Raw genomic sequence first — 26,046 nt, forward strand, 5'->3', positions numbered from 1 at the left:
TTTAAATTGTTAAAAAGTTTTCCAAAAGTTTTAACCCATATTGATGACTTTTTTCAGGATGGAATTGTACGCCAAAAATATTTTCTTTATTGACAATTGAAGGAAAGAAATAACCATGTTCAGTATAAGCCAAAACTGTATCTTCTGAATTACCATCTATATGATACGAATGGACAAAGTAAAATCTTGAATTATTATTTAGGCCATTTAAAAGCGGGCTTGTTTTATTTTCGACAATTTTTATATTATTCCAGCCTAGATGAGGAATTTTTAAAGAATGATTTTCCTGTTTAAATTTAACCACATTATTTGCTAACCAACTTAAACCTGCACTATTTCCCTCTTCACTAAATTGATTTATCAATTGTGCTCCCAGGCAAATTCCAAGAAAACTTTTTTTCTTGACGAGTACCGCTTCATTTAGAGAGTCAATCAGGTTCAGCCTCTCAATTTCTTTCATAGCTGTAGAAAATAATCCAACCCCTGGCAAAATAATCTTGTCAAAGTTTGAAACTATCTTTGAGTCATTACTTACAATTGGAGTTAGACCAATATATTTTAACATATTTTGAACTGACCCTATGTTTCCTGCACCATAGTCAACTATTAATACTTTCATACTTTCGTGCCAGATTGAATGCTATTATTAATTCAATTATATATTTCAGTATGTAAACAAATACAAAATATAAAATACAGTCAGTTATATTAGCTTTTCTTAAATAGGCGATAAAAAATGCACTACCTACAGCGAGAATTAGAAAAATCTGTAGAATAAGATCAAGCTTTTGTTTTTCCTTCAAAATGATAACGCTGCTTAAGGGATTTGTAATAAATCTTATAAAAACGCTAAAAATTAAAATTTTCATTAAATCTATTGATAGAAGCCATTTTGCTCCTAAGATATCTTCTAAGAAAAAAGATATTAAAAGATAAAGTATTGGAAAAATAATACAAGCGCAAATAGTTAAACCTACAAAATATGAGTTAAAACTTTTTATACACCTGCCAGTTTCATGTATTTCTTTGGCAGCACTATGACGAAAAACCGGAACAATGGAACTAATAACAAAAGTTACTGGTAACAAAATTAATCTTTGAGCCATAGCATACTGTCCCAATATACCTATATCATATAAGTATGTAATAAGATAAATTGGTAATTGCAAAGACAAAGTTTCAATAAATGAACTTGGAATATTATATTTCGGGAAATTGATATATTTTTTACTAGCTAAGATTATATCTTTCAGGCTACCCGTTGAAAAAAAAACTTCCTTTATTTTAGTAAAGCCCACTAAAAAAGTTGTGAATGCCATACTTAAAATTAAGGAAAAAATTAAACCAGTTTTCTCAAATCCAATTTTAACTAAGATTATGGCCAAAAAAGCATAAGATAAAGAATTTGCAATTTTATTTATCGATATTTTAGTAAACTCTCCAAGACGAACTTTCCAGGTTAAAATTATCTGATTTAATACGGAAAAAAAAGTAGCAATCGGTAATAAAAAAATATTATCGCTTATCTCTGCTTTCCATATGCTATTAAAATTTTGGGTTAATACAATAAAAATATACAAAATTATGAGACTTATGCCTGATAATAAAACCGATAAGGAAAAAACATTATTGGCTTCTTTTTCATCTCGCGGAATTAAAATAGCCATATCATACTTGCCCGCAAAAAAAACACATATAACGTTACTTGTCGCTAAAAAATATGCATATTCTCCATAGCTGGAACTTGAATATAATTTAGCTATAATAGGTGTAAAAACAATAGGTACCACAGCTGCAATGGCAGTACCCCCTAATGTAATCAATAATGATTTATTAATTTTTCTCACTTATTTGCATCGACCGCATTATAAATTCTTTCAATTATTTCTACTACCTTAAGACCTTCTAAAGCATTTGTAGTAATAGTTGCACGGCCTTTAAGTACATCAACAACATTTTTTATTACATAATGGTGATTTGCCGCAGAACCCTTATAAAATCCATAATCATTTCCAGGATTTGTAGGAGGTAGATTTGGCATTTGATAATCTTTAATATGACAAGATTCCACAATGTCCATATATTGTCCTCCTACTTTTACAGATCCATTTTCTGCAATTATAGTCATACTACTTTCAAGATTTTTATTCCATACTGAGGTTGTAAAATTAAATGATCCTGATCCTCCATTTAAAAAATCGAAAGTTACACTTCCTGTATCTTCAAAATCGGTAAGGTTTTGATGGTTAAAGTCTTTAAATCTACTGTTAATAGATGTTATATCACCAAATAACCAATACATAATATCAATGAAATGGGAAAATTGAGTAAATAATGTTCCGCCATCTAAATCTTTTTTGCCATGCCAACCGTCTTTTAAATAGTATCTCTCATCTCTGTTCCAATAACAACTCAGTTGTACGAAGTTGATTTTACCTAATATTTTTTCTTCAATTAAAGATTTCAACCACTGAGAAGGAGGGGAATAACGATTCTGCATTACAGCGAAAACATTTTTATTAACATTCAAGGCTTTAAAAATAATGTTTTCTGCATCCTGTTTTCTTAAAGTCATTGGCTTTTCTACCACAATATGTTTTCTTGCTTCCAAAGCCTGAAGAGAATGCTCATAATGAAATCCATTCGGTGAAGCTATATTTATTACATCAATGTCTATTGCAGACTCAAAGAGTTCTTTAAGAGAATTGAAATAAGGCACATTAAATGAATTAATATTCTCAAAGTCACTTTTTGATTTTATATCTACAATAGCAACTAATTCACTTTCATCATTATTTGAAATCATTTCAGCATGTCTTCGCCCAATATGACCAAAGCCCAACACAGCAAACTTTATTTTTCTATCGTTATTCATTTGTTTAATACTTTCGTTAGTAAACCTCCATTTAATTTGTATAATTCATTACTTTCAGTGCATAACGCCAAACCTTTTTTATCAAAAATAAGCTTATGTCCATATTCACTCATCCAACCCACTTGTCTGGCTGGATTTCCAACTACCAACGCGTAAGGTTTAACATCTTTAGTAACTACTGCCCCTGCCCCTATAAAAGCATATGCCCCTAATTCAATTCCACAAACTATTGTTGCATTTGCTCCTATTGTAACTCCTTTACCAACATTTGTTTTTAAGTAATTCCCTCTTCTATTTACACTACTTCTAGGATTAATTACATTAGTGAAAACCATTGATGGTCCAAGAAAAACATCATCATCACAAGTTACTCCGGTATAAATAGAGACATTATTTTGTACCTTAACATTGTTTCCTAATATTACCTGTGGGGAGACAACTACATTCTGCCCTAAATTACAGTTTTCCCCAATTTGGCAATTTGACATAATATGAGAAAAATGCCAAATTTTTGTCCCTTCCCCAATTTGACAATTTTCATCAACTATGGCAGTTTCATGAATAAATATGCTCATTTATGAAAAAATTCTTTAATTGCATTAATAATAAAATCTTGCTGGATTGAGTCGAGCTCGGTATGTATAGGTAAAGAAAGAACTTCTTTAGGAATATTTTCGGAATACTCTAATTCAGATTTTATATTAATAATATTCATATATGCACTCTGATGATGTAATGGCTTTGGATAATATATCATTGATGGGATACCCTTTGATTTCAAAAAATCCTTTAGTTTATCCCGACTCCCATTTTTTACTTTAATGGTATATTGATGAAATACGTGTGTGGAATTTTCCAGTCTGAATGGGACTATAATGTCTTCAATTGCCTTCAAATTTTCATCATAATAATCGGCTGCCACAATTCTTGCTTTATTGTATTCATCTAATCTTGCAAGTTTTGGTAACAAAATCCCTGCCTGTATCGCATCTAAACGAGAATTAACCCCAATAATATCATGTATATATTGTATCTGTTGGCCATGATTAGCAATGCTCCTGATTTTTTCTGCTAAGAGTGGGTCATTGGTCATTAATGCTCCACCATCTCCATAGCATCCAAGATTTTTTGATGGGAAAAAAGAAGTACATCCGATAGCTCCTATAGTACCGAGCCTCTTACGATCACCATTACTAAAAATATAACTAGCTCCAATTGCCTGAGCTGCGTCTTCAACTATAAAGATATTCTTTTCTTCTGCAATTTTCAGAAGAGATTCCATATCAGCTCCCTGCCCAAATAAGTGTACAGGAATAATAGCTTTGGTTTTAGGTGTTATTGCGTTTTCAACACTTTTAATATCAATATTAAAGGAGTCTTTATTAATATCAACCAGAACCGGAGTTAAACGTAATAAACCAATGACTTCAGCTGTGGCTGCATAGGTAAAAGCTGGTATTATAACTTCATCACCTGGTTGCAGGTCTAACGCCATCAGTGCAATCTGTAAAGCATCAGTACCGTTACCACATGTAATAACATATTTAACGCCTAAATATCTTTCCAATTCTTCTTGGAATTCAGCTACAACAGGACCTTTTATAAATTGAGATGTATTGATGCAATTTAAAATTGCATTATCAATTTCATATTTAATTTTTTCATACTGACCTTTAAGGTCAACCATTTGAATTTTCATGGGATAATCATAATCTATAGTCTGTCACTTCTGGGCTTAAAACCCCCTTGATATCGAAAACAACTGATTGAGGATGTTTAGGCAAACTAAAACTCAAAAACTCTTCATGTGCTACAGCCAAAATAATGGCATCGTATTCATTTTCTATTTTTTGAATAAGAGTAAGATCATATTCATGTTTGACCTCCTCTATACTCGCCCATGGATCATAAATATCAGTGTTTATTCCAAACGAAATTAATTCTTTATAAATATCAATAACCCGGGTGTTTCTAATATCTGGACAGTTTTCCTTAAAAGTAAATCCCATAATCAATGCTTTGGAGTTCTTCACTGGCAAACCGTTATTAATCATAAGTTTTATTAATTTATTTGCTACAAAAACCCCCATATTATCGTTAATCCTTCTTCCTGCTCCTATTACCTCTGGATAATAGCCCAATTGTTCTGCTTTATGAATCATATAGTAAGGATCGACACCTATACAATGACCACCAACCAGACCCGGTTTAAATTTTAGAAAATTCCATTTTGTTCCTGCCGCTTCTAATACATCATTTGTATCTATTCCCATTCTATCAAATATTAAAGCTAATTCATTAACAAAAGAAATGTTAACATCCCGCTGGCAATTTTCTATCAGTTTAGCCGCCTCAGCTACTCTTATACTGGAAGCCTTATAAGTCCCGGCATTGATAATTGAATTATATAATAAGTCAATGAATTGAGAAGTTTCATTAGTTGAACCTGAAGTGATTTTTAAAATGGTAGTCAAAGTGTTTAATTTGTCTCCAGGATTAATTCTTTCAGGGGAATAACCGCAATAGAAATCTTTATTATATTTTAGTTCAGAATATTTTTCAAGTACAGGAACACATACCTCCTCAGTACACCCAGGAAAAACTGTAGATTCATAAACAACGATATCGTCTTTTCTTATTAATGTGCCTATCGTTTTACTAGCAGAGATTAGAGGTCTTAAATCTGGTGTTTTAAATTGGTCTATTGGTGTGGGTACAGTTACAATAAAAACCCTTTTTTTATTTTCCGGTAAAATTGAAGTATCAATCGCACTTGTAAAGGATAAATTTGTAGCTTGATTAATTTCATCAGAAGTCAGTTCTTTTGTTCTATCAAATTTCTCCTCTAGCTCTTTTATCCGTTGGCTGTTTATGTCAAAGCCTATTGTAGGATATTTTTTGCCAAATTCAATGGCAAGCGGTAAGCCAACATAACCGAGACCAACGATGGTAATATGAACGTTGTTTAAACTCATTTTAATTAGTGTAAAATTTTTTTATAATTTCCTTTATGTAAAAGAATGACGATTAAAGATACTAAACCACCAAAAACAGTACTTGCAAAAAGAATAAGCGCTTTTCTTGGCTCACTTTTGCGGGCTGGTACAAGAGGTGGCTCAAGAATCTGGAAAACTGGTGTTTCTTGTTGAACTTTTAATTTTGCCTCTTCTAATTTTTTTAATAAGTCATTATAAAAATTAGAAGAAAGTCTGTATTCAGATTCAATACGTTCACGCTGCAAATCTGCTGATTGCTGTCGGATAGTAGGTAGTTGGAATTGATCACCATATTGCGCCTTTTTTGTCTGATTGCTATAAAACTTGCCTCTTGCAGTATTGACACGCTCTTCTAAAAAGTGTAAATCTTTTTTTGCCTTATTAATTCTATAATTGGTTACATATTCAGTTAAATAAGCCATAGAAAAACGTGCAACATTAGCAGCAACTACAGGGTCTGGCATTTTTACTGAAATAGTTATTATCCCACTTTTTTTATCAATATCGGACCGTATTCTTTTCTTTAAATCCTTAATTCTATTTTCAGTTATTTGATTCATTAATAGAAATCCATTTTCTTTTACTGGTGGTTTCTCCATATACTTTTTTTCAATTTCATCTCCTTTTTCTATTAATTCATGATAAAATTTTTCAAACAAAACGGATTGATTATCTTTGGTTATTATTTTTTCATTAAATAAAGCCAAAAAGAAAGGAGTGCTTCTTAATACATCAGGATATAAATCGGGACGGATTGCTTCCGTAGCGTCAAGGTTCGCTAAATCTACTCCAGCAAGGTCCGCAAGCCCAGCCAGATTGCCGAACTTGGTAGCCTTTGCTTGTAATTCAGGTAAAATTCTACCTTCTGATTCAAATTGTTCCTGAACTGTAAAAGCATAAAAAGTGCCTAGTAAAAGGACAATTGAGGTAATAATTATTATGATAGTTTTTTCTTTCCAAAATAGTTTGAAAAGTGCTTGCAGGTTAATCTTGGTGTATTCTTTACTATTTTCTTGCATTTCTCTTCGAAGTAAACTTTGAATTATTGTTTGCTTTTATTTCTGCTATAGTATTGAAAAAGCAAATTACAATTACAAAAGCCTGATAAGCGTTAAAAGTACAGCAGATAATGAAACGAATCCTGTCCCGATGGCAATTCTTTCTGCCGGGCTCATTCGTACTCTGTTTCTGGTTGGAACATATACTGACATCCCGGACTGAACCTTAGGGAAAACTTTTATCCCGAAAAAGCTACGGGTTCTGTCTGTACTCCCGTTAGCATATTGAACATAGGTTTTCTTTACGAAAGCACTGTCTGTAAAGCCGCCGGCTTGTGCAATATAATCTTCAAAAGAAAAACTGGGCTGATAAGCAACTCTCGTAGGATTAAGTACCTGGCCACTAATTGTAACAGTTTGTCTTTCTTTAGGAATTTCTATTCTGTCGCCATTCTCAAGCAATAAATTTGATGCTGTTTTTTTATTTTTTAAAGCCTTATCAAAATCAACAAAGACAAGTCTGTCATTTCTATACAATCTTGCGCCGTTGATATAAGCTTCTGAGCGAAGCCCCCCGGCTCTGTCTATAAGATCACTTAATCTCTCGTTTTTACTTTCTATGGTATAAGCCCCAGGATAATTTATTTCTCCTTGAATGAAAACCGTTTGCTGTACCTCATAATTAGGAAGATTACGAACGAATATCTTATCAAAAGGCATTAATTTAAGCCCGCCTTCAGCCGGATTCAGGTCTTTTGATATATTGACAGGAATAATCTCTACAGATTTACCACTCGACTCATCATTATATAATCTACGGGCAACTTCAATTCTTTTAGATGTTGCTCCATCACTAAAACCACCAGCCAATAGAATAATATCTCTAATCGACATATTTTCAGCATAGGAATAATTGCCCGGATTATTAACAGCTCCTTCTATATCAACCTTTCTCTCTTGTCTTATTTCGACAATTGATTTGATAAGCAGTTGGTCTTGTCTTTTTAAGTCTACGTCAGGAATCTCGCCTTTCATTAATTTACCTAAATCAATAGGCAAATACATTGGGTCAAGATTTTCTTGCTGTCTTACCAATATAGCTCTGTTTATATAAGCATCTTCTCTCAATCCCTGTGCATTTTCAATCAATTGTTTAACAGTTTTTATTTTATCTCCTAATGCAAACTCTCCTGGTCTGAATACTGCTCCCAATACCTCCACTTTGTTTTCAAAGCGATCTAATATTGTACCTATATAGAACTGGTCACCGTTTTGTGTTGCAAAATTCGAATTGACCTGAGGGTCAAATGTGATCAGTCTCTTCTCTGTTTTTGTATTTCTATGAACATTAACTGTAGAGGTAAACGCTTGCTCTGTATAACCACCAGCGTAATTCAATAAAGTATTATAGTCGTCGTTTTCATTCAATTCAAAGATGCCACTTCTTTTTACTTCACCAGTGATCTTTACTTTTTTCTGAAAAAGTGGTACTAATATCACATCCTGATCAAAAAGATTTATGTTATCTTCCAATGTTCCTTTTAGAAGAAAATCGTAAACATCAATTTTTTTGATTAAAGCATTATTACGAAAAATCTGAATATTTCTGAAAGAACCATTACTATTTGGACCACCAGATAAATAGAGTGCATTAAATGCAGTTGCTAAAGAGGATATAGTATAGGTGCCTGGATTACTAACTTCGCCTACTAAAGTAACCTTTATACTTCTTACATTACCAAGCGTAACATCTGCGTTTAACCTGCCATCTCTTAAACCTGCAAAAATGGTTTTCAAGCGCTCAATAATTTTTGCTTTCGCTTGTTCAATGGTATTACCATTTACATAGATAGGAGCGAGGTTTTCAATTTTTACAGTACCTTCTGGTGAGATTCTGGCGTCATAATGCTGATAGGCATAACCGGTGATGTCGATTTTAATCTCATCATCAGGCCCTAAAATATAGCCTTTGGGTGTTGGAAGCCTAAGATTAGGCTCAAAGGTAAGACTCTTATTGTTGAATAACTGACTACCAAAGGTTTCTAATCTTTTACCCACTTCTTGCTTATCAGATACAGCTATTGGAGTTCTTTCTGCTACTTCGCCAATCTGCTCACGTGTAACGTTTTCTAGCTTGGCTGTTCCCTGTGTATTAGCCTTTACTTCTGTTGTTCCGGTTTTTAGTCGGTTGATTCGCTCTCTTACTTTGGCAATATCCTGTGCGGAATAGCCATTAGCTAGAGCTGCAGCTTCAATTTGAGCTTCACTAAGCCCTCTTGATTCTGCCTCTTTTAAAAAAGCCTCAATTTGTTTATCAGATAGATTATCAACACTCGAAGGAAGATTGGTTGGAGTCTGTGAATAGGCTACTTCAAAAAAACTGAATACTAATAGAATGATAACTTTATAGAAAACTTTAGAGTAGGTCATGACTTAATTGTAAAAACACACTTTATAAACAAACGCTCGCAAATTTAATTAAATAACATGAAAGGGACAAATCATAAATGATGCGTCACAAAATATAAAGCACTATTCTAAATTAAGATTTAATAAATACTGACCATAGCCACTTTTTACTAATGGTTCGGCAATCTTTCTTAATTGTGTAGAATCAATAAAACCCATCCGATAGGCGACCTCTTCAATACAACCTATTTTAAGCCCTTGGCGCTCTTCTATTACCTGTACAAACTGAGCCGCCTGCATCAATGAAGCAAAAGTACCCGTATCCAACCAGGCAGTACCTCTATTCATGATTCCTACATTTAGTTTGCCATTTTCGAGATATATCCGGTTGATATCTGTTATTTCCAATTCACCACGAGGAGAGGGCTTAATGTTTTTAGCAATTTCTACTACATTATTGTCATAGAAATATAAACCTGGAACGGCGAAATTAGACTTAGGTTGTGCTGGCTTTTCTTCAATAGATATTACTTTTTTGTTTTCATCAAATTCTACAACTCCATATCTTTCAGGATCATGAACCTGATAGGCAAACACTACACCTCCTTCTGGATTTGTACTATTTTGAAGTAATTTACTTAAGCCACTACCATAAAAAATATTATCACCTAATACCAACGCTACACTATCGTTTCCAATAAAATCTTCTCCAATTATAAAAGCTTGTGCTAATCCGTCCGGGCTGGGCTGTTCCGCATAGCTGAATTGACAGCCAATCCGGCTTCCATCTCCTAATAACTTTTTGAAGTGGGGTAAATCATGCGGGGTAGAGATAATCAAAATTTCCCGGATACCTGCCAGCATTAGTATAGACAGCGGATAATAAATCATTGGTTTATCGTACACTGGCATTAATTGCTTACTAACAGCAAGGGTAAGGGGGTGCAAACGTGTACCAGAGCCTCCAGCAAGAATAATTCCTTTCATTAGATTAAATAGAAAACGAAGTAAAAGATATTTAACGCGCTAATATAAGAAAATCGACCTAAGCGTAAGAGTCAGCAACTAAACTATATTCTTCATATAAAAAGGATTTCAGTAAAAATTGTGGTTTTTTGTGCAAGTTATATCATTTAATGCGAATGTTAATACAAATATTAATAAAATTTATAAAATCTTTATTTACTGGCAAATTGTACTATTCTAATAAATGAAAAATAGCAACTTTTCGGGTAGGTCTGGACTGTTCACCTATTCAAGGTTACAGGCCAAATAATTCAAAGATTCAATGAAGTTCCTGCTTTAAATGGCATGCTCGCTACTTTCCCTAATAAGCTTTCATAATATTTAGGTGCCATACCATCTCCCGGGCGTATCACCCTTATATTTTCTTCCGTAAATAGTTCGCCTGCTTTTATATCTTTTACCACATAGATAGAACGTTTGAATAAAAGACTTTTTTTTTCAGACTCCTGTACGCCGTATTGTACCTGCCCTAAGGACTGCCAGGCACGTTCGGTTTCAATCACTAGTGATTTGAGCTCTTCCGGCTCTAATGAAAAGGCTGAATCTACACCACCTTCAGCACGGCTTAGGCAAAAATGTTTCTCTATCACTGTAGCGCCTAAAGTAACCGCAGCACAAGGTACTCCAATTCCCATTGTATGATCACTCAGCCCGATTTCACATTGAAACAAATCCCGCATATGTGGAATTGTACGAACATTTGAGTTTTCAGGGCTAGCCGGATAATTACTTGTGCATTTCAATAACACTAAATCTTTACATCCATTTTCTCTCAATACAGCTACTGCCTCATCAAGATTAGCCAATGTACTTGCCCCGGTTGACATAATAACCGGTTTACCGGTTTTAGCAACCTTTTTCAGTAGAGGGAAGTGGTTATTTTCAAAAGAAGCAATCTTATGTGCGGGCGTACCAAGGCTTTCCAGAAAATCTACTGCCGTATTATCAAATGGGGTAGAAAAACAAATAATCTTATTATCTGCCGCACACTTAAACATCGCTTCGTGCCATTCCCAGGGCGTGTGTGCCTCCTGGTATAGCTCGTACAAATTTCTGTTTTTCCATAAAGAAGTATCATCTTTTATATCAAAAAGACCACCTCTCTGGTTAATGGTAATGGTATCGGCCGTGTAAGTTTGTAGCTTTAAAGCATCAGCACCACATTTGGCAGCAGTTTCAATAATCTTTAATGCCCGCTCCAATGAGTGATTATGATTCCCACTCATTTCTGCTATGATAAAAGGTTTATAATTAGGCCCTATCTGATAATTTCCTATTTTCATCGATTAGTTCTTGTATATAATACGGAATCTATCCCTTGATAATCTAAACTTTTTTCGAACGTAAAACCAGCTTTACTAAAAGCATTGATAGAACCTTTGTTCTCTGCTTTTATAAAGGCCTGTATGGTATAATCAGGATTCTCTTTGAAAAACCAGGTAGATGCCAAGGCTAATATTTTACCTGCTAACTTCTGTCCTCTAAAATTTTTATCCAGCGATATTCCTATAACACTTATTTTCTGCTCTTCGTTGCTTTCAAATCTTACTTGCCCGATTGGGACTTGTTGGGCATCTTCAAAGACAAGCATCAGGCAATTCGGGTCAGCCAATTTTTTATGAAACCATTTTTCATGATTCTCCAGAACAATAGGCTCACTATTAAATGATTGCTTTCTTACTCCTTCATCATTTGTCCAGTCAAAATACAAAAGCAAATCATCTTCTCTTGCATTTCTGATATTGATAAGGTTGAATTTTGCGTGAAAGAATACATCTTTAAATTTACCTTCAAACAAACAATGGTTATGAAGCATGGCTTCCTGATGGTAATTGTTTTTTTGAAGAATTGGGTATAAGTGAGGTCTTAAATTGAAAGAGTAAGTATATATTTTATGAAAATTAAGCTCTTCAAAGGCAACTTTTTCTATGAGGCTCAGATACGTTGTCCAATGAAATTCAAAGAAATCTTTTTCAAGAGCAGTATTGATGATAAATGAGATTTCAGCGTTTTTATCAACCCAATTAATATGGACTAAGCCACCATAGCCGATACAGACATCGTTTTCCAGATAAGAGAAAAGTATCTGTGTTGGTTTTTCCTGCTCAAATAAATGAGCAACTACGTTACTGAAATACCATTCCTGTTTTTCGATTGTCAGAGGTTCGTTTTGACGTAAATGATAGATTTGTTCATTACGCCATTTCATAATGTCGTACTTGTCCTCATCCCGAAGTGGAACGATACTGTATTTACCCGAACTAAATATTTGTGTGTGTAAGATAGCGTATTTTCTCATGGATTAATTAATCTAAATTTCATTTCGGCCAATTTCCAGTCGGTTTCATTGTCGATGTCCTGTGCCTCTAATTCACTTATTTCTATTCCTCCTGAATTGGCAGTTAGTAATTGTTTGGTTTGCAGAAAGACATTCACATTAAAAAAGTAAAATTGCCCTACATCATGAAAGGTCTTCGGTAAATCCTGCGACCTTGTCAAGGCATGGTTTGGCTCAACCCATCTGACTTTATCATTTTCTTTATAGAAAGCTCTTTGAATAGGAAAAGAAAATGGCTGTATAGGTAAAACCGTATCAAAGTCTTTATCAATTAATAATTGATAGGCATCTTTCAATTTCTGTGCTGTTACAAATGGAGCAGTAGGGTAGATGCAACAGGCGTATTGGAAACTTTTATTAAGAGCTTTGTGCTTATCTAATACCTCAGTCAAAACAGATGCTGTTGTGGCATAATCGTTTGAATTATCTGCTGAACGAAAAAATGGTACGACTGCACCATATTGCTTACTTATTTCCGCAATTTCTTTATCATCGGTTGATACCATTACCTCATCAAACAATTGGCTATCAAGTGCAGCTTTTATGGAATAGGTAATGATGGGTAGTCCGCAAAAATCTTTGATATTTTTTCGGGGAATCCGCTTGCTTCCTCCACGTGCCGGAATGATAACTATATTGCCCATAATTAAACTATCCGATTTTTTGCATTAAAAACCATGTAATATCATCCTGAGGGAAAGCCGGGTCTCTTTTATAGACAAAACCATAATCAACCAGCTTCAAATCAGGGAATTTTTCCAACATTTCTCCGGCAAAATCACGTTTGAATAGGCGGTCGCTATGACCTCTGTAGTTGATGGTAACCGGAGCAGGATTATAATATTCGCAAACCAATATATACCTGCCCGAAGCATCATACAATTTCTGATAAATAACAGGCAACATATCAGGATTTATGTGAATTAACACACCTTTTATCAATGCTACTTCAAATTTCTCTGCACTTTCGTAATCGAAAATAGAACCATGAAATACATTCTCCCCACCTATCACACTTCCTAATTCTTTGGCTGCTTCGGCGTTAATTTCTATACCGCCTAATTGGATATCAGGAAATAAGGCTTTAATGGCTTTCAGATTCATGCCTATATTCGCTCCAAATTCAATCAATGATTTTGGTCTTCCTGCCTGATTTAAAGCTTTAACGAAAAAATTAAGGTTAGAAGCCAGGTACTCGGCACTTTGATTGCGGTTGATGTAGTCGTTACCAAATTCTCCTGCCCAGAACTCCTCCTGTGGTGTGATATATTTCTTCTCTTCCAATGTTATTCAGATTTTAAAAAATTAATTACGGTCTCAATGACATAGTTTTGCTCTTCGTCAGTCAATGTCGGGTACATTGGCAAGCTGATACAATGTCTATAATACTCTTCGGCTATCGGTTGGTCGCCTACTTTTGAACCTAGTTGCTGATAATAAGGCATTAGGTGGGTAGGGATATAATGGATTTGTGCAAAAATCTTATGCTCTCTTAAATAATTGTAAAGCCCAAGTCTGTTTTCTGCCTCTATAATATATAGATGGTAAGCGTGCCCTTCCACAACGCCTGACTGGCCCTTAATACCACTAATATTTTTAAAATCTTCCGCATAACGGGCAGCGATTGCTCTTCTTCTGACTAATCCTTCATCGGCCCTTTTCAACTGACTACTTCCCAACGCTGCCTGAAAATCGGTTATCCGATAGTTGAAACCTAAATTCTGCATCTCCATATACCAGCCCGGGTATTTATCAATCCCTCCGGCAAACTCAATGCTGTTGATATATTGATTCTCTAGCCTTGTAATACCGTGGGTTCTTAATTGCAGCAGACTCTGGTAAAGTTTTTCATCATTGGTAGTTATCATCCCACCCTCACCACTGGCGATATGTTTAACCGGATGAAAAGAGAAGATAGCTAAATCAGCAAATTTGCCATTGCCACACCATTGTTGGTCACCATTCGAATCGATGAAATATCCACCGGGTGCATGGCAGGCATCTTCAATAATCCAGAGATTATATTCATCTGCCAGTTTTCTAAATTCTTCCAGATTCACGGCTCTTCCGGCAAAATCAACAGGAATGATTCCGGCATAAGTACCTTTAGGAGAACTTTCCAGTAGATTTCTGACCGCATTGATGTCTATCAGATAGGTTTCAGGATCAATATCAGCAAACACTACTTCTCCGTCACAATAACGAACACAATTGGCCGATGCGGCAAAGGTTATCGGTGTAGTAATTACTTTATCGCCTTCTTTTACGCCCAGAGCCAGAGCACATAAATGCAAAGCGGCTGTTCCGTTTGCTACGGCAACTGCATATTTTGCACCTATATATTTCGCAAAATCGTCTTCAAACTCTTTTATCTTAGGCCCCTGAGTCAAAAAAGGACTTTTGAGGGTCTCTACTACAACCGCCAGGTCTTCGTCAGTGATGTGCTGTTTTCCGTATGGAATGCTATTCATTTGCTGTTAAACTTCAAAAGTTGGATCAACGTGTTCTTTAATCAGGGCCCTCAAATCTTCAACAGTTTCCCATTCTGTATTATGATTTGAAGTATATTTGAAACCTACAGGTACTTTTGTAGCATTAAACTCTGCCATGAAATCTTCGATTTTCCATTTATGCGTCGAAGGGAGAATGGTATAGTATTTACCTAAATCGTAGGTAAGGAAAGAGTCTGATTCTGTAATCATCTCTTCATGTACTTTTTCGCCGGGTCTGATGCCTACAATTTTTACCTCAGCCTCAGGAGCGATGGCTTTTGCTACATCAAGAATATGATAGGATGGAATTTTAGGAATAAATATTTCTCCGCCCCAGGCGTGTTCCAACGCATGCATCACCATGTCAACCCCTCCTTGCAGAGAAATATTAAAGCGGGTCATAGTAGGGTCTGTAACCGGAATAATGCCCTCTTTCTTTTTCTTCAGGAAGAAAGGTATCACGGAACCATTTGAGCCCATTACGTTGCCATAGCGTACTACCGAAAATCTGATAGGATTCCAACCTTTAATATTATTGGCCGCCACAAATAGCTTGTCAGATGCCAGTTTAGTGGCTCCGTATAAGTTGATTGGTGCACAGGCTTTATCGGTCGATAAGGCTACTACACGCTCTACATCTGTTTCAAGACAGGCGTTAATCACATTTTCTGCCCCTAATACATTGGTCTTTACACATTCCATCGGGTTATATTCTGCAATAGGCACGTGCTTCATAGCCGCTGCATGAATAACAAAATCAACGCCTTTTAATGCTCTTTTCAGGCGTTCGAAATCACGCACATCGCCAATAAAATACCGCATTTGCGGGTATTTACTGTCAGGATACTCGTGCGCCATTTCGAATTGCTTCTGCTCGTCTCTTGAAAAAATGATTAATTTCTTTATTTCCGGATGATTCGACAAAATATGCCTGGTAAGGGCTTTTCCTAAAGAGCCCGTACCACCGGTAATCAATATGGTTTTATCTTTGAAAGTGAATGACATATCAAATCTGAAAAATGATTTTGATGTATCCTTTTATCATTAAAAAGGAGTTTCCATGCAAAAGTAGTTAAGAATGCTTTAAAAAAGAATATAACGCTTAACTACTTATAATCGTCTCCTCTTAACTCGTATATTTTAAACAAAAAGAGATGCCCTTGGGCATCTCTCTATAATCAAGCCAAATTATCTTTAAGCGTTAGGAATACCTCTTTTGGCGTTTGAGAAACGTTTTTGTACGGCATCCCAGTCAACTACATTCCAGAAAGTATCGATATAATCAGGACGTTTGTTTTGGAATTTCAGATAATAAGCGTGCTCCCATACGTCTAATCCTAATACCGGAATACCTTTTTTATCAGCTACATCCATCAATGGATTATCCTGGTTAGGAGTAGAAGTAATAAAGAGTTTTTCCTGGTCGTCCACGGCTAACCATGCCCAACCTGAACCAAAACGCCCGATAGCCGCTTTTTTGAACTCATCTTTAAAGGCATCAAACGAACCGAAAGCATCATCAATTGCTTTACCTAAAGTGCTTGATGGTGTTCCGCCGCCATTTGGTGAAAGAATATTCCAGAATAAATCGTGGTTGAAATGTCCGCCACCGTTGTTTCTTACTGGTGCCGGATGTTTGCTGATATTGGCTAATAATTCTTTCAATGATAGGCTTTCCAGTTCTGTACCTGCAATGGCATTGTTCAGATTGGTTACATAAGCCTGGTGGTGACGGTCATGGTGGATTTCCATAGTTGCCTTGTCAAAATGAGGCTCCAGTGCGTCACTTGCGTATGGGAGCGGATCGAGTGTGTATGCCATATTCTAAAGTAAGTTTTAAATGTTGAATATAATAGTGTGTTTAATGCGGCCCGGAAGCATGATTTAAATTTGACTCTCTAATAGAGTCATAATATTCAGCCATGCACTAAGGGTAAACGCTAACGGCAAAAATTATGTTCGCAAATTCTTGAAAAAATTCTTTACTATCATTTCGCAATCTTTTTCTAAAATACCTTTTACGACAGTAGTCTTAGGATGAAGAATGTTAGGAGAAACCCTTGCGAAACCCCGTTTAGGATCAGAGGCTCCATACACAATGCGGTCAATCTGTGTCCATTGCAAAGCCCCGGAGCACATTACACAGGGTTCGAGTGTTACGTATAAAGTGCAGTCTTTCAGATATTTGCCGCCAAGGAATTGTGCGGCTGCTGTAATGGCAATGATTTCGGCGTGGGCCGTGACATCATTGAGTTGTTCAGTCTGATTAGTCCCTTTTCCGATAATTTTACTGCCCCCAGCAACCACAATAGCACCCACAGGAATCTCTCCTGCTTCGCCCGATTGTATGGCTAAATCAAGCGCTTTGTCCATGAAATATTCGTGAGAGTAAAGTGGATAGGAGAGTGCCAAGATTGTAAGAGGTTTTTAAAAAATAAAAGTTTAAAATAGTTATTGCGTGCCAAAGGCTACTTCGAGTTTTGTAAGCAATCTATTAACTATAGGTATCAATAAATTTTAATGATTATTAATTTTATATGAATCTCTATATGGTATATGAATAATTAATAAATTTTAATTATTTTTGAAATATATTTTGCTATGACTCTCTGCTTTGATTGCCAATAATTTTATTTCAACGAGTATCAATTCCAAATAGGGTAAAGTTTAAATTATAATCCAAAAACACAACAAACTACTATTTATTATTTCCTCAATTGCACAAATATATTTTATACTAAAGTATTTCCATAAACTTAATAAATAATTATTGCTTGACTTTTAATTTTAAATTCAATGAAAAGAGGAAAATTCATTCAAAACTTGTTATTGATTTCGGGAGGAATCAGTACTTTATCCTGTGAAAAGTCTTTAATTGAAGACATTTTGTTAGATAAAGAATTAGAGATTTTATCTGTAGAAGAGGCAAAAAAATGGTTTTACAGTCAACCAGAATTTAATACATCTGCGCTGCGAGTAAAAAAAGATGCTGGTCATAGGAATTATATAAGAAAGGTAAACTGGGAGAAAGCTATAAATCTAATAGATAAATCAAAAAAGTCTTTATTTCAATTCCAATGGAATATGAAGATGAGAATAGACCTGGTATTGTTTATTTTAATGATAATACAGCCTATAGAGAAAAGATGCCCAAGGAATATGTTCATCCAATGGTAGAATTCTTTATTGTTTATAAGGAAAAAAATAAAGTAAAATATCAATTGATTCAAATTGCATACGACAGGTTTAAAATTAATTCTAATGAACCCATTTTAAGAAGTAGTAATTTTGATGGCTGGATTCTGAAGGCTGATTGGAATGATACTTTGCAAGAGGGAGTACTTTACAAAAATGGGAAACCAGAGCAATTATTTAATTTAAATCAGGCTTCTAATGCTAAAGTAAAACAGTGTAATCAAGTAACTATTACTTATCAAACAGTTTCCGGAAGTTCTTGTGGTCCTAATTGTGCTGAAATTACAGTTACTTTACATACTGTAAGTGAATTAGTCTGCACTAACGATACACCTAGCAATGGATACCCATCTGATTTTGGTAACTATACTACTGGTGGTAATGATGGTAATAGTACAACTTACTATTTTGTACAACAATACCCATTAAGAAGTTACAATATTCAAACAGCAGCATGTAGAGCTGGCGGAGATAGAGGCTCATTCAATAGCCAAGTTTCAGATGCATTGTATGCTACCGGATTGGCAACTAATATAACAGGCTGGACACTTGATAAAGCGGATGCTTTAGCAAGGGCAACCGGAGGGGCTGTGAATGATTTTTTCCCGTTGGCATCTGCGGTTGGGAAATCAGTTGGTATTGCAGGAGTGCTTATAGATGGAGTTCAACTTTATATGGGTATTTCAGAAGATGGATTTCAATGGAATGAAGATGGATGGAATTTAGCACAAACTGCTCTTGGAGTAACAGGACTTGTAGCAGCTGGTGTATTTGCAGCTCCGTGGGTAGCCGTGGCCACAGGTATTGTTTCTATAGGGATAGCAGTTGGTACGCAAGTTTGTCAGTAATAACAATGAATAATTCTATAACTTAGTTGCTAAATTTTGTAAATCGAAGTTTAGCAACTAATTGAGAATAATCAGTAACTTAAGTTTTAACATAAAAACCATGAAATTCCTCTTACTTCTAAGAAATTTTTCTTATAGTTTTTTACTTAAAAAACATGGCGAGGCCTATGCCAAAAGAGAATATAAATTCGTATTTGGAGGAATTCTTTCTATATATTACATAATTATTCTGACAGTTTTGGCTACTCTACAATTCAAGTTGAATTTTGCATTTATTCCACTTAGAAGAGACCTGGTGTCTATAATTTTCAATGGAGTTATTTTATTTAGTCCTTATGCGATTTTCCTATATATCATTCATCGCCAATTCCCTCCTATTGATACTATTGATATTGAAGAATCAAGTACTTATACAAGAAAGAGAGCAGTTATTATTTTTTTTGTATCAGGAATCCTATTGCTTTTTATCATTCCCTATGTATTGTCAATTCTAATTTAGAAGTATACTCAATGACCATTTTAGAGTAATTGCATCAACACAATGTATTGATGCAATTGAAATCTAATCATATCATTAATTCATTAGGCTTCTTTTAGTTTTATTACAAACCAAACTTAGCCGATAACTCAAGCATTTTTTCGATAGGCTTTCTGGCTGCTTCTATTACATCCATCGGCAGTGTAATTTCCGGTGTTTCGTCTCTTAAACACAAATAGAGTTTTTCCATTGTGTTCAGTTTCATGTGCGGACAATCAGAACAAGCCTGACAGGCATGACCATTGCGAGAAGTAGGTGCCACAATAAATTTTTTATCTGGTGCAGCTTTTCTCATCTGGTGCAAAATACCTGATTCAGTAGCTACAATAAACTCTTTATCTGCGCTATTGATTACGTGTTTTAATAAACCTGTTGTCGAACCAATATAGTCAGCCAATTGCAAAACAGGTTGCTCGCTTTCAGGGTGAGCCACAACTTTTGCATTCGGATGCTTATCTTTTAAATCCTGAATCATTTTGCCTGAGAAAGTCTCATGAACCATACAGGCACCATCCCACAATACCATATTGCGGCCTGTTACGCGGTTAATATATCCACCCAGGTTTTTATCAGGGGCAAAGATAATCTTCTGGTCTTTCGGGAAACTCTCAACAATTTTCACGGCATTGCTACTTGTACAAACCACATCGGTCAGTGTTTTTAGTGCAGCCGAACAGTTTACATAAGAAATGACAATATGGTCAGGATGTTCTGCTTTGAAAGCCGCAAATACATCAGCCGGGGCAGATTCCTCTAATGAACAACCTGCGTTCATATCAGGCAGTACCACTTTCTTTTGTGGAGACAATATTTTTGCGGTTTCGGCCATGAAACGTACGCCTGCAAAAACAATCATATCAGCATCTGTCTTAGCCGCTTGTTGCGAAAGGCCCAAACTATCGCCTATGTAATCGGCAATATCCTGAATTTCAGCCACCTGATAATAGTGCGCCAAAATAACAGCGTTCTTCTCTTTCTTCAGGCGAGCTATTTCAGCTACCAGATCAATACCTTCTTTTACCATTTTGGTTAATTTTCTAAATAACTGTCAATAAAAATGTATGAGACCCAAGGCTTAATTGCATAGGAATTCCCATTCTTTCAAAGAGGTTGTTGTACCCTTTGAGTCAGAGAATAATTCTTTTACCTGATTGCCCTTTGCATCGTACTCAAAGCCTCTTGTACTTAAAATCTGATTATTGTAAAAATAGTTCTCTTTTACCATTAATCCTTTACTATTGTGTTCGTAAGTAAAGTAGTAATCAACCTGATTGTTGCCATTCAGGCGGGTTCTCTTTTCTAGTACCCCCTGAGCATTATAAGTATTAACGGTTGAGGCAAATAAAACATCATTGCGCGTAGTAGTTTCCTTAGTCAGGTTACCGCCTGAATTATACTCGTAATTGGTAATGGTAGTCATTTTATCGGCGGCATCATAATGTACCCAGCGGCTTACTTTACCCAGAAGCGCATAAGTATATTTATCTGAGAAAGCTAACACGCCATTGGCACTTACTACTTCTTTGGTAATAACCTGTCCATTCAAATCAAGGCCGATTATTTCTCTGACAGTCTCGGTAACACCATCTTTATCATAAAAGATTTGTGTTGATCCTGATTCAGTAAATAAGGTTCTGGTAAGAGGGCTCGAAATGCCATCAGTAGAAATAACTTCCTGCGTCAGCTGCCCCAGGAGGCTGTATTCTTTCTTGGTTACCTTTTTCACCACATTGTTATGGCTATAAGTTATCTTGGTATTGTTGCCCTTAGTATCATATTCATACGCATATGATTCGGTATAGTTACCCGAGAACTGACTCGAATAAGTATTGGTTTCGTTCTGTAGTCTTGCCTGTGCATCATATTGTTTAACGAATTGCTGTTCAACTTTCCCTTGTCTCGAGAAAGTATACTTGGTTTCAAGACATTTGCTGGTAGGATTAACAATGTCTAATTGAGCGGTGCAAGAAGAGGCGAATAATAAGATTGTTCCCAGACAAATATAGACGCTCGTATGTTTTAGATTTAGTTTCATGCTTTTGATGAAATAAATGTGAAAAAATAATTGAAGTAACCTAAGCGTGGCGAATTTTTAGCATAAAGTTACAACTTTTCCCGAAAATGCTACTCCTGTTTTTATTTAATGGCAAAGTTTGTGCTAATTCGTGGTTTTTCAATGGAAAAATTTTAAGATAAAAATATTGAAGTTGATATATTAGAGAATAAAAAAGAGCAGAACTTTTTGGTTCTGCTCTTCTATTATAACTCAAATCTGAAGATTATTTCAATTGGAATTCTACACGGGTATTAGCTTTTTTGCCGTCTGGTGTCATGTAAGAAGAAGATGGGTCTTCATCTGGTTTTCCTTCATAAGTCATACGTGCTTTGCTGATACATTTTTTCTTCAGGAAGTAAGCGTAGATAGCGCATGAACGTAATTTAGCTGAACGAAGATTTGCAGAAGTGCTTGAACCATCGTTATAAGCTACGATATTAAGAATGCTATCAGGGCATCTTTGTAATAATGAACAAACACGATCCAGCTTTTTGTAAGAACTTGGTTTCAATTTGTTTGTACCATTGTAGAACTCGATACCTTGTGCTGCAAAGCTTAATTCGTCTAGCTCAGCTTTAGAAATCATACAACCACTCAATGTTCTATAACCCGGAGCTATACCATTTACGTATCCTTCAGGACAACCATCGTTAGTTTGTAATCCTGGTAAATCAGGACATTTATCTTTGTCGTCAGCTACGCCGTCACCGTCTTTGTCAGGACAACCTTTCGCAGAAGCTACACCTGCCAGGTTAGGACAAGCATCATCTTTATCAGCTACACCATCACCATCTGAATCAGGACAGCCATTCAATGAAGCAGGGCCAGGCTCGTTTGGACAAGCATCGTCTTTATCTGTGATACCATCACCATCTGTATCAGGACAACCTCTCAAAGCTTTCAAACCTGGTACATCCGGACAAGCATCATCTTTATCTGCTACACCATCTTTATCTTTATCAGGGCAACCTTGTAATGAAGCAGGACCAACTACTGTAGGGCAAGCATCATCTTTATCAGCAATACCATCACCGTCAGTATCCGGGCAACCTTGTAATGCCATTGGTCCGGCTTGAGTAGGACAAGCATCATCTTTATCAGGAATACCATCACCATCAGTATCAGGACAGCCCTGGAATTTGCGTAAACCTTTTTCGTTGATACAAGCATCACAACGGTCAACAACACCGTCTTTGTCGCTATCTTTATCACCAAATCTATATGAACCTAATAAGTTTACTACTGCATAACCATCATTTTTAGGCACACCAGTCTCTAAACTTGTAGTAGAGGCGTGTGTACCATCCAGGTAATCAGAGAAAACATAACGGTAGCCGGCTTCTAAACCAAGCGTCCATCTTTCAGCTAAATTCCATTTAACACCTAAGCCGAATGGTAACATGAAAGCTGCTTTTTTCAGATTGGCTCTGTCCTCATCCATTAATCGCTGCAATGGAGGGAAGGCACCACCTGGTTGAACCTCAAAAGTCGGGTTAGTGAACACGCCACCAACACCACCATAGATATAAGGTTTTACTGTTTTCTTGAATGTCCCGTCACAATAGTAAAAACGTTCCCCAAAAGGATACAACTCACCTAGTACAGCTACCTCTATTAATGAAGAACTAAATTTAAGACGACGGTAATCCCATCTTCCTTCAGGTTGATCCAAATCATTTCCGGCGAGAGCACCTACCATTACCTGACCTCTTAATGCAAAATAGTTACCGAAGTGTCTGCGCACAAACGCACCAAACATTGGGCGGTTTTCTGAAAGATATGCTTTGCTACAGTGCATATCACCAAAATATTGATTAGCGCCGAGTAGGAGACCGACTTCCCACTTATATGGTTTACAAACTCTACAGGTGTCTTGGGCTTGCGACGCCAGCGAGATTGTAAATAACGCCGCAAATAATAGTATTGCCTTCTTCATGTTGGGGAATTTTTATGTTATATCAAATAAAACAATGTAAAAATTGGACTAAATAAAGCATTTTGGGTCACAATCTGTTCGGAATATTTGGCAAAGAAAAAACAAAATGTTATAAATTTCTAAAAAAAAGGTTCATTTTTTTTACGAATATGATTAATCGGTAAAATTGAAACCTTAACAGTGTGTTTTTAATAGCCAAAAACATAAACTAATAAAAGTACAGAAATGTTTTAGCCCAAAATATTGGCTAAATCTAAAATAAATGCATATTCTTTCGCAATTAATTTCAAGGAAGCAAAGCGTCCGGAGGCTCCACCATGACCTGCTTCCATATCTATATACATCAATAATAAATGGCTATCGGTTTTAAACGTACGTAACTTGGCAACCCACTTCGCAGGCTCAAAATATTGTACCTGTGAGTCGTGTAAACCAGTGGTTACGAGCATATTAGGATAGTCTTTTTTCTCCACATTATCGTAAGGTGAATACGAAAGCATATACTCATAAGAGTCTCTGTTTTTAGGATTTCCCCACTCGTCAAATTCTCCTGTTGTTAAGGGAATGCTCTCGTCCAGCATCGTTGTTACTACATCTACAAACGGAACCGAGGCTACTATTCCTCTATACAAATCCGGCCTCATATTGGCAATGGCACCCATCAATAATCCGCCGGCACTTCCACCCATCGCAAATAGTTTATCCGGGCTACAATACTTGTTGGCAATCAGAAATTCAGAGCAGTCGATAAAATCGTTAAAGGTATTGATCTTCTTAAACATTTTACCGTTATCATACCATTCGCGACCCATCTCCTGACCACCCCTGATGTGCGCAATAGCATAGACAAATCCCCTGTCGAGCAGGCTTAAACGAACAGAGCTGAAGGTAGCATCTGTAGAGTATCCATAAGAACCATACGAATACTGTAGCAGTGGTGCTTTGCCATCAAGTTGTGTGCCTTTCTTATATACAATAGATAGGGGAATCCTGACTCCGTCTCTTGCAATAACAAAAACTCTTTCAGACACATAATTGTTTTTATTAAATTCACCAATTACTGCTTGTTCTTTTTTTAATTCTTTAGCTTGGGTATCTAAATTATAATCAAAAGTCGAACCAGGGGTAGTCAATGAGGTATAAATGAACCGCAGAATATTGGTATTAAACTCGTGGTTGGCACCAATGTAGGCATCATAAGCAGGCTCGCCAAAATCTACATAATGTTCTTCTTTGGTTGTTTGATTAATAACTCTCAGTTGAATCAAGCCCTCTTTTCTTTCCTGCAACACGAGATGATTTTCAAAAACCTCGATAGATTCAAGCAAAACTTCTTTTCTATGGGGTATCACTTCTTTCCATTTAGTTTTATCTGCTACCTGATTTTCTTTTACTTCCATCAGTTTAAAGTTAATAGCTTTATCCTGATTGGTTTTGATATAAAATTTATCTTCAAAATGCTCGATACTATACTCATGTCCCCTTTCTCTTTCTGAAAATACCTTAAACTCACCCATTGGTTTTGCAGCATCTAACAATCGGTACTCAGTAGAGACGCCGTTATGATCGCAACCAATGGCAATATACTTTTTCGATTTCATTCGGCCCAATCCCATATAGAACTGATTGTCTTTTTCCTCATAAACCAATACATCACTTTTTACATCAGTCCCTAAAATATGTCGCCAGACCTGATAGCCCAATAGCGTTTGTTGGTCTCTTAAAATATAAAAGAAGGTCTTATTATCACTTGCCCAGGCATAGCTACCGCCCTCAGTATTTTTTATCTGCTCTTTGTATAGTTTACCCGTTTGCAGGTTTTTGAATCTTACTGTATAATTCCTGCGACTTACGGTATCAACCCCATAGGCCATTATTTCTTCGTTATCTGTTATTTCATAGCCACCAATATTGAAGTACTTTTTATTCTTGCCTAGCTTGTTACCATCTAACAGAATTTCTTCTGGCGCATCAAAACTTCCCTTTTTGCGGCAATAAATCGGGTATTCACCTCCCTCAATAAATCGGGCATAGTAAAAATAGTTGCCATCTTTTACGGGCACCGACTCATCCTGCTCTTTAATACGGCTCTTCATTTCCTGAAAAAGCTTTTCTTCAAAAGGCTTTATTGGTGCCATTACCTGATCCAGGTAGTGATTTTCTGCATTCAGATAGGCCAATACTTCAGGATTTTCTCTTTCATTAAGCCAGTAATAATTATCAATGCGGGTATGCCCGTGAATCGATAATTCTTTAGGTTGTGTTTGTACGATGGGTGTAGCAATACCGTCGTGCTTCATTAATTGTTTAATACTCATATTATCTAATCATTCAAATCT

24 protein-coding genes are annotated in these 26,046 nt (G+C 35.9%); 3 read left to right on the forward strand and 21 right to left on the reverse strand.

Annotated features, from left to right (window positions below; all coding sequences use genetic code 11):
• Position 1: 1 nt before the first annotated feature.
• From hisH to D0T08_RS05595, 17 genes are all read right to left on the reverse strand, one after another.
• The gene (gene hisH / locus D0T08_RS05515; RefSeq protein WP_116981607.1) at positions 2–619 is read right to left on the reverse strand and encodes an imidazole glycerol phosphate synthase subunit HisH; all 618 of its coding nucleotides are present in this window, start codon (positions 617–619) and stop codon (positions 2–4) included.
• Positions 600–1,847, reverse strand: coding sequence for a lipopolysaccharide biosynthesis protein (locus tag D0T08_RS05520; RefSeq protein ID WP_116981608.1), 1,248 nt, complete (start codon positions 1,845–1,847; stop codon positions 600–602). Before D0T08_RS05520 ends, hisH begins: the two co-directional genes overlap by 20 nt.
• On the reverse strand, positions 1,844–2,875 hold the full coding sequence (locus D0T08_RS05525) for a Gfo/Idh/MocA family protein (protein ID WP_116981609.1): 1,032 nt from the start codon (positions 2,873–2,875) through the stop codon (positions 1,844–1,846). Before D0T08_RS05525 ends, D0T08_RS05520 begins: the two co-directional genes overlap by 4 nt.
• Complete coding sequence (locus tag D0T08_RS05530) at positions 2,872–3,450, reverse strand: acyltransferase (protein ID WP_116981610.1); 579 nt, start codon at positions 3,448–3,450, stop codon at positions 2,872–2,874. The genes D0T08_RS05525 and D0T08_RS05530 overlap by 4 nt, the downstream gene beginning before the upstream one ends.
• Positions 3,447–4,574: a DegT/DnrJ/EryC1/StrS aminotransferase family protein gene (locus tag D0T08_RS05535; protein ID WP_116981611.1), complete on the reverse strand. Its 1,128-nt coding sequence runs from the start codon at positions 4,572–4,574 to the stop codon at positions 3,447–3,449. Before D0T08_RS05535 ends, D0T08_RS05530 begins: the two co-directional genes overlap by 4 nt.
• A gap of 7 nt (positions 4,575–4,581) precedes the next feature.
• On the reverse strand, positions 4,582–5,850 hold the full coding sequence (locus D0T08_RS05540) for a nucleotide sugar dehydrogenase (RefSeq protein ID WP_116981612.1): 1,269 nt from the start codon (positions 5,848–5,850) through the stop codon (positions 4,582–4,584).
• A 5-nt stretch (positions 5,851–5,855) separates the two neighbouring features.
• Complete coding sequence (locus D0T08_RS05545) at positions 5,856–6,890, reverse strand: Wzz/FepE/Etk N-terminal domain-containing protein (protein WP_116981613.1); 1,035 nt, start codon at positions 6,888–6,890, stop codon at positions 5,856–5,858.
• Between the two features lie 72 nt (positions 6,891–6,962).
• Complete coding sequence (locus D0T08_RS05550; protein ID WP_116981614.1) at positions 6,963–9,299, reverse strand: SLBB domain-containing protein; 2,337 nt, start codon at positions 9,297–9,299, stop codon at positions 6,963–6,965.
• Positions 9,300–9,401: 102 nt separating this feature from the next.
• Positions 9,402–10,265: a glucose-1-phosphate thymidylyltransferase RfbA gene (gene rfbA, locus D0T08_RS05555; protein WP_116981615.1), complete on the reverse strand. Its 864-nt coding sequence runs from the start codon at positions 10,263–10,265 to the stop codon at positions 9,402–9,404.
• A 290-nt stretch (positions 10,266–10,555) separates the two neighbouring features.
• Positions 10,556–11,587: a pseudaminic acid synthase gene (gene pseI / locus D0T08_RS05560; RefSeq protein WP_116981616.1), complete on the reverse strand. Its 1,032-nt coding sequence runs from the start codon at positions 11,585–11,587 to the stop codon at positions 10,556–10,558.
• Positions 11,584–12,603 (reverse strand): GNAT family N-acetyltransferase, encoded by a 1,020-nt coding sequence (locus D0T08_RS05565; RefSeq protein WP_116981617.1) that lies wholly within the window; start codon positions 12,601–12,603, stop codon positions 11,584–11,586. The genes pseI and D0T08_RS05565 overlap by 4 nt, the downstream gene beginning before the upstream one ends.
• Positions 12,600–13,286 carry a pseudaminic acid cytidylyltransferase gene (gene pseF, locus D0T08_RS05570; RefSeq protein ID WP_116981618.1) on the reverse strand — a complete coding sequence of 229 codons (687 nt, stop codon included), beginning with the start codon at positions 13,284–13,286 and terminating at the stop codon, positions 12,600–12,602. Before pseF ends, D0T08_RS05565 begins: the two co-directional genes overlap by 4 nt.
• 7 nt (positions 13,287–13,293) lie before the next feature.
• Positions 13,294–13,926 carry a pseudaminic acid biosynthesis-associated methylase gene (locus tag D0T08_RS05575; protein WP_116981619.1) on the reverse strand — a complete coding sequence of 211 codons (633 nt, stop codon included), beginning with the start codon at positions 13,924–13,926 and terminating at the stop codon, positions 13,294–13,296.
• Between the two features lie 2 nt (positions 13,927–13,928).
• The gene (pseC, locus tag D0T08_RS05580) at positions 13,929–15,113 is read right to left on the reverse strand and encodes a UDP-4-amino-4,6-dideoxy-N-acetyl-beta-L-altrosamine transaminase (RefSeq protein WP_116981620.1); all 1,185 of its coding nucleotides are present in this window, start codon (positions 15,111–15,113) and stop codon (positions 13,929–13,931) included.
• 6 nt (positions 15,114–15,119) lie between these two features.
• Positions 15,120–16,139 (reverse strand): UDP-N-acetylglucosamine 4,6-dehydratase (inverting), encoded by a 1,020-nt coding sequence (gene pseB, locus D0T08_RS05585; RefSeq protein WP_116981621.1) that lies wholly within the window; start codon positions 16,137–16,139, stop codon positions 15,120–15,122.
• A 189-nt stretch (positions 16,140–16,328) separates the two neighbouring features.
• Positions 16,329–16,955: a superoxide dismutase gene (locus D0T08_RS05590; protein ID WP_116981622.1), complete on the reverse strand. Its 627-nt coding sequence runs from the start codon at positions 16,953–16,955 to the stop codon at positions 16,329–16,331.
• 132 nt (positions 16,956–17,087) lie between these two features.
• Positions 17,088–17,549: a nucleoside deaminase gene (locus D0T08_RS05595; RefSeq protein WP_255413512.1), complete on the reverse strand. Its 462-nt coding sequence runs from the start codon at positions 17,547–17,549 to the stop codon at positions 17,088–17,090.
• Between the two features lie 381 nt (positions 17,550–17,930).
• Here D0T08_RS05595 and D0T08_RS05600 point away from each other — a divergent pair, with 381 nt between their 5' ends.
• The 3 genes from D0T08_RS05600 (at position 17,931) to D0T08_RS05610 (ending at position 19,676) form a co-directional block, all read left to right on the forward strand.
• Positions 17,931–18,311 carry a hypothetical protein gene (locus D0T08_RS05600; protein ID WP_116981624.1) on the forward strand — a complete coding sequence of 127 codons (381 nt, stop codon included), beginning with the start codon at positions 17,931–17,933 and terminating at the stop codon, positions 18,309–18,311.
• A complete protein-coding gene (locus D0T08_RS05605; RefSeq protein WP_158561204.1) occupies positions 18,281–19,177 on the forward strand; it encodes a hypothetical protein in 897 nt (298 codons plus the stop codon). The genes D0T08_RS05600 and D0T08_RS05605 overlap by 31 nt, the downstream gene beginning before the upstream one ends.
• A 100-nt stretch (positions 19,178–19,277) precedes the next feature.
• The gene (locus tag D0T08_RS05610; RefSeq protein ID WP_116981626.1) at positions 19,278–19,676 is read left to right on the forward strand and encodes a hypothetical protein; all 399 of its coding nucleotides are present in this window, start codon (positions 19,278–19,280) and stop codon (positions 19,674–19,676) included.
• Positions 19,677–19,779: 103 nt separating this feature from the next.
• Here the strand turns inward: D0T08_RS05610 and nadA are convergent, their stop codons facing one another.
• The 4 genes from nadA to D0T08_RS05630 form a co-directional block, all read right to left on the reverse strand.
• Complete coding sequence (gene nadA / locus D0T08_RS05615; protein WP_116981627.1) at positions 19,780–20,739, reverse strand: quinolinate synthase NadA; 960 nt, start codon at positions 20,737–20,739, stop codon at positions 19,780–19,782.
• Positions 20,740–20,790: 51 nt separating this feature from the next.
• Positions 20,791–21,750, reverse strand: a complete 960-nt coding sequence (locus D0T08_RS05620) for a hypothetical protein (RefSeq protein ID WP_116981628.1) — start codon at positions 21,748–21,750, stop codon at positions 20,791–20,793.
• A 244-nt stretch (positions 21,751–21,994) separates the two neighbouring features.
• Positions 21,995–23,707 carry a DUF6089 family protein gene (locus D0T08_RS05625; RefSeq protein WP_116981629.1) on the reverse strand — a complete coding sequence of 571 codons (1,713 nt, stop codon included), beginning with the start codon at positions 23,705–23,707 and terminating at the stop codon, positions 21,995–21,997.
• Between the two features lie 230 nt (positions 23,708–23,937).
• Positions 23,938–26,025, reverse strand: coding sequence for a S9 family peptidase (locus D0T08_RS05630; protein WP_229238907.1), 2,088 nt, complete (start codon positions 26,023–26,025; stop codon positions 23,938–23,940).
• Positions 26,026–26,046: the final 21 nt, after the last annotated feature.

The sequence above is a fragment of the Emticicia sp. C21 genome (assembly GCF_003418935.1).
In the GTDB taxonomy this organism is placed as follows: Bacteria; Bacteroidota; Bacteroidia; order Cytophagales; family Spirosomataceae; genus Emticicia.

What these genes read in the sequence shown, in the direction of transcription:
- hisH (WP_116981607.1), bottom strand. Translation starts at nt 619, where the DNA reads ATGAAAGTATTAATAGTTGACTATGGTGCAGGAAACATAGGGTCAGTT.
- D0T08_RS05525 (WP_116981609.1), bottom strand. Translation starts at nt 2,875, where the DNA reads ATGAATAACGATAGAAAAATAAAGTTTGCTGTGTTGGGCTTTGGTCAT.
- D0T08_RS05530 (WP_116981610.1), bottom strand. Translation starts at nt 3,450, where the DNA reads ATGAGCATATTTATTCATGAAACTGCCATAGTTGATGAAAATTGTCAA.
- D0T08_RS05535 (WP_116981611.1), bottom strand. Translation starts at nt 4,574, where the DNA reads ATGAAAATTCAAATGGTTGACCTTAAAGGTCAGTATGAAAAAATTAAA.
- D0T08_RS05540 (WP_116981612.1), bottom strand. Translation starts at nt 5,850, where the DNA reads ATGAGTTTAAACAACGTTCATATTACCATCGTTGGTCTCGGTTATGTT.
- D0T08_RS05545 (WP_116981613.1), bottom strand. Translation starts at nt 6,890, where the DNA reads ATGCAAGAAAATAGTAAAGAATACACCAAGATTAACCTGCAAGCACTT.
- D0T08_RS05550 (WP_116981614.1), bottom strand. Translation starts at nt 9,299, where the DNA reads ATGACCTACTCTAAAGTTTTCTATAAAGTTATCATTCTATTAGTATTC.
- rfbA (WP_116981615.1), bottom strand. Translation starts at nt 10,265, where the DNA reads ATGAAAGGAATTATTCTTGCTGGAGGCTCTGGTACACGTTTGCACCCC.
- pseI (WP_116981616.1), bottom strand. Translation starts at nt 11,587, where the DNA reads ATGAAAATAGGAAATTATCAGATAGGGCCTAATTATAAACCTTTTATC.
- D0T08_RS05565 (WP_116981617.1), bottom strand. Translation starts at nt 12,603, where the DNA reads ATGAGAAAATACGCTATCTTACACACACAAATATTTAGTTCGGGTAAA.
- pseF (WP_116981618.1), bottom strand. Translation starts at nt 13,286, where the DNA reads ATGGGCAATATAGTTATCATTCCGGCACGTGGAGGAAGCAAGCGGATT.
- pseC (WP_116981620.1), bottom strand. Translation starts at nt 15,113, where the DNA reads ATGAATAGCATTCCATACGGAAAACAGCACATCACTGACGAAGACCTG.
- pseB (WP_116981621.1), bottom strand. Translation starts at nt 16,139, where the DNA reads ATGTCATTCACTTTCAAAGATAAAACCATATTGATTACCGGTGGTACG.
- D0T08_RS05590 (WP_116981622.1), bottom strand. Translation starts at nt 16,955, where the DNA reads ATGGCATACACACTCGATCCGCTCCCATACGCAAGTGACGCACTGGAG.
- D0T08_RS05600 (WP_116981624.1), top strand. Translation starts at nt 17,931, where the DNA reads ATGAAAAGAGGAAAATTCATTCAAAACTTGTTATTGATTTCGGGAGGA.
- D0T08_RS05605 (WP_158561204.1), top strand. Translation starts at nt 18,281, where the DNA reads ATGCCCAAGGAATATGTTCATCCAATGGTAGAATTCTTTATTGTTTAT.
- D0T08_RS05610 (WP_116981626.1), top strand. Translation starts at nt 19,278, where the DNA reads ATGAAATTCCTCTTACTTCTAAGAAATTTTTCTTATAGTTTTTTACTT.
- nadA (WP_116981627.1), bottom strand. Translation starts at nt 20,739, where the DNA reads ATGGTAAAAGAAGGTATTGATCTGGTAGCTGAAATAGCTCGCCTGAAG.
- D0T08_RS05620 (WP_116981628.1), bottom strand. Translation starts at nt 21,750, where the DNA reads ATGAAACTAAATCTAAAACATACGAGCGTCTATATTTGTCTGGGAACA.
- D0T08_RS05625 (WP_116981629.1), bottom strand. Translation starts at nt 23,707, where the DNA reads ATGAAGAAGGCAATACTATTATTTGCGGCGTTATTTACAATCTCGCTG.
- D0T08_RS05630 (WP_229238907.1), bottom strand. Translation starts at nt 26,025, where the DNA reads ATGAGTATTAAACAATTAATGAAGCACGACGGTATTGCTACACCCATC.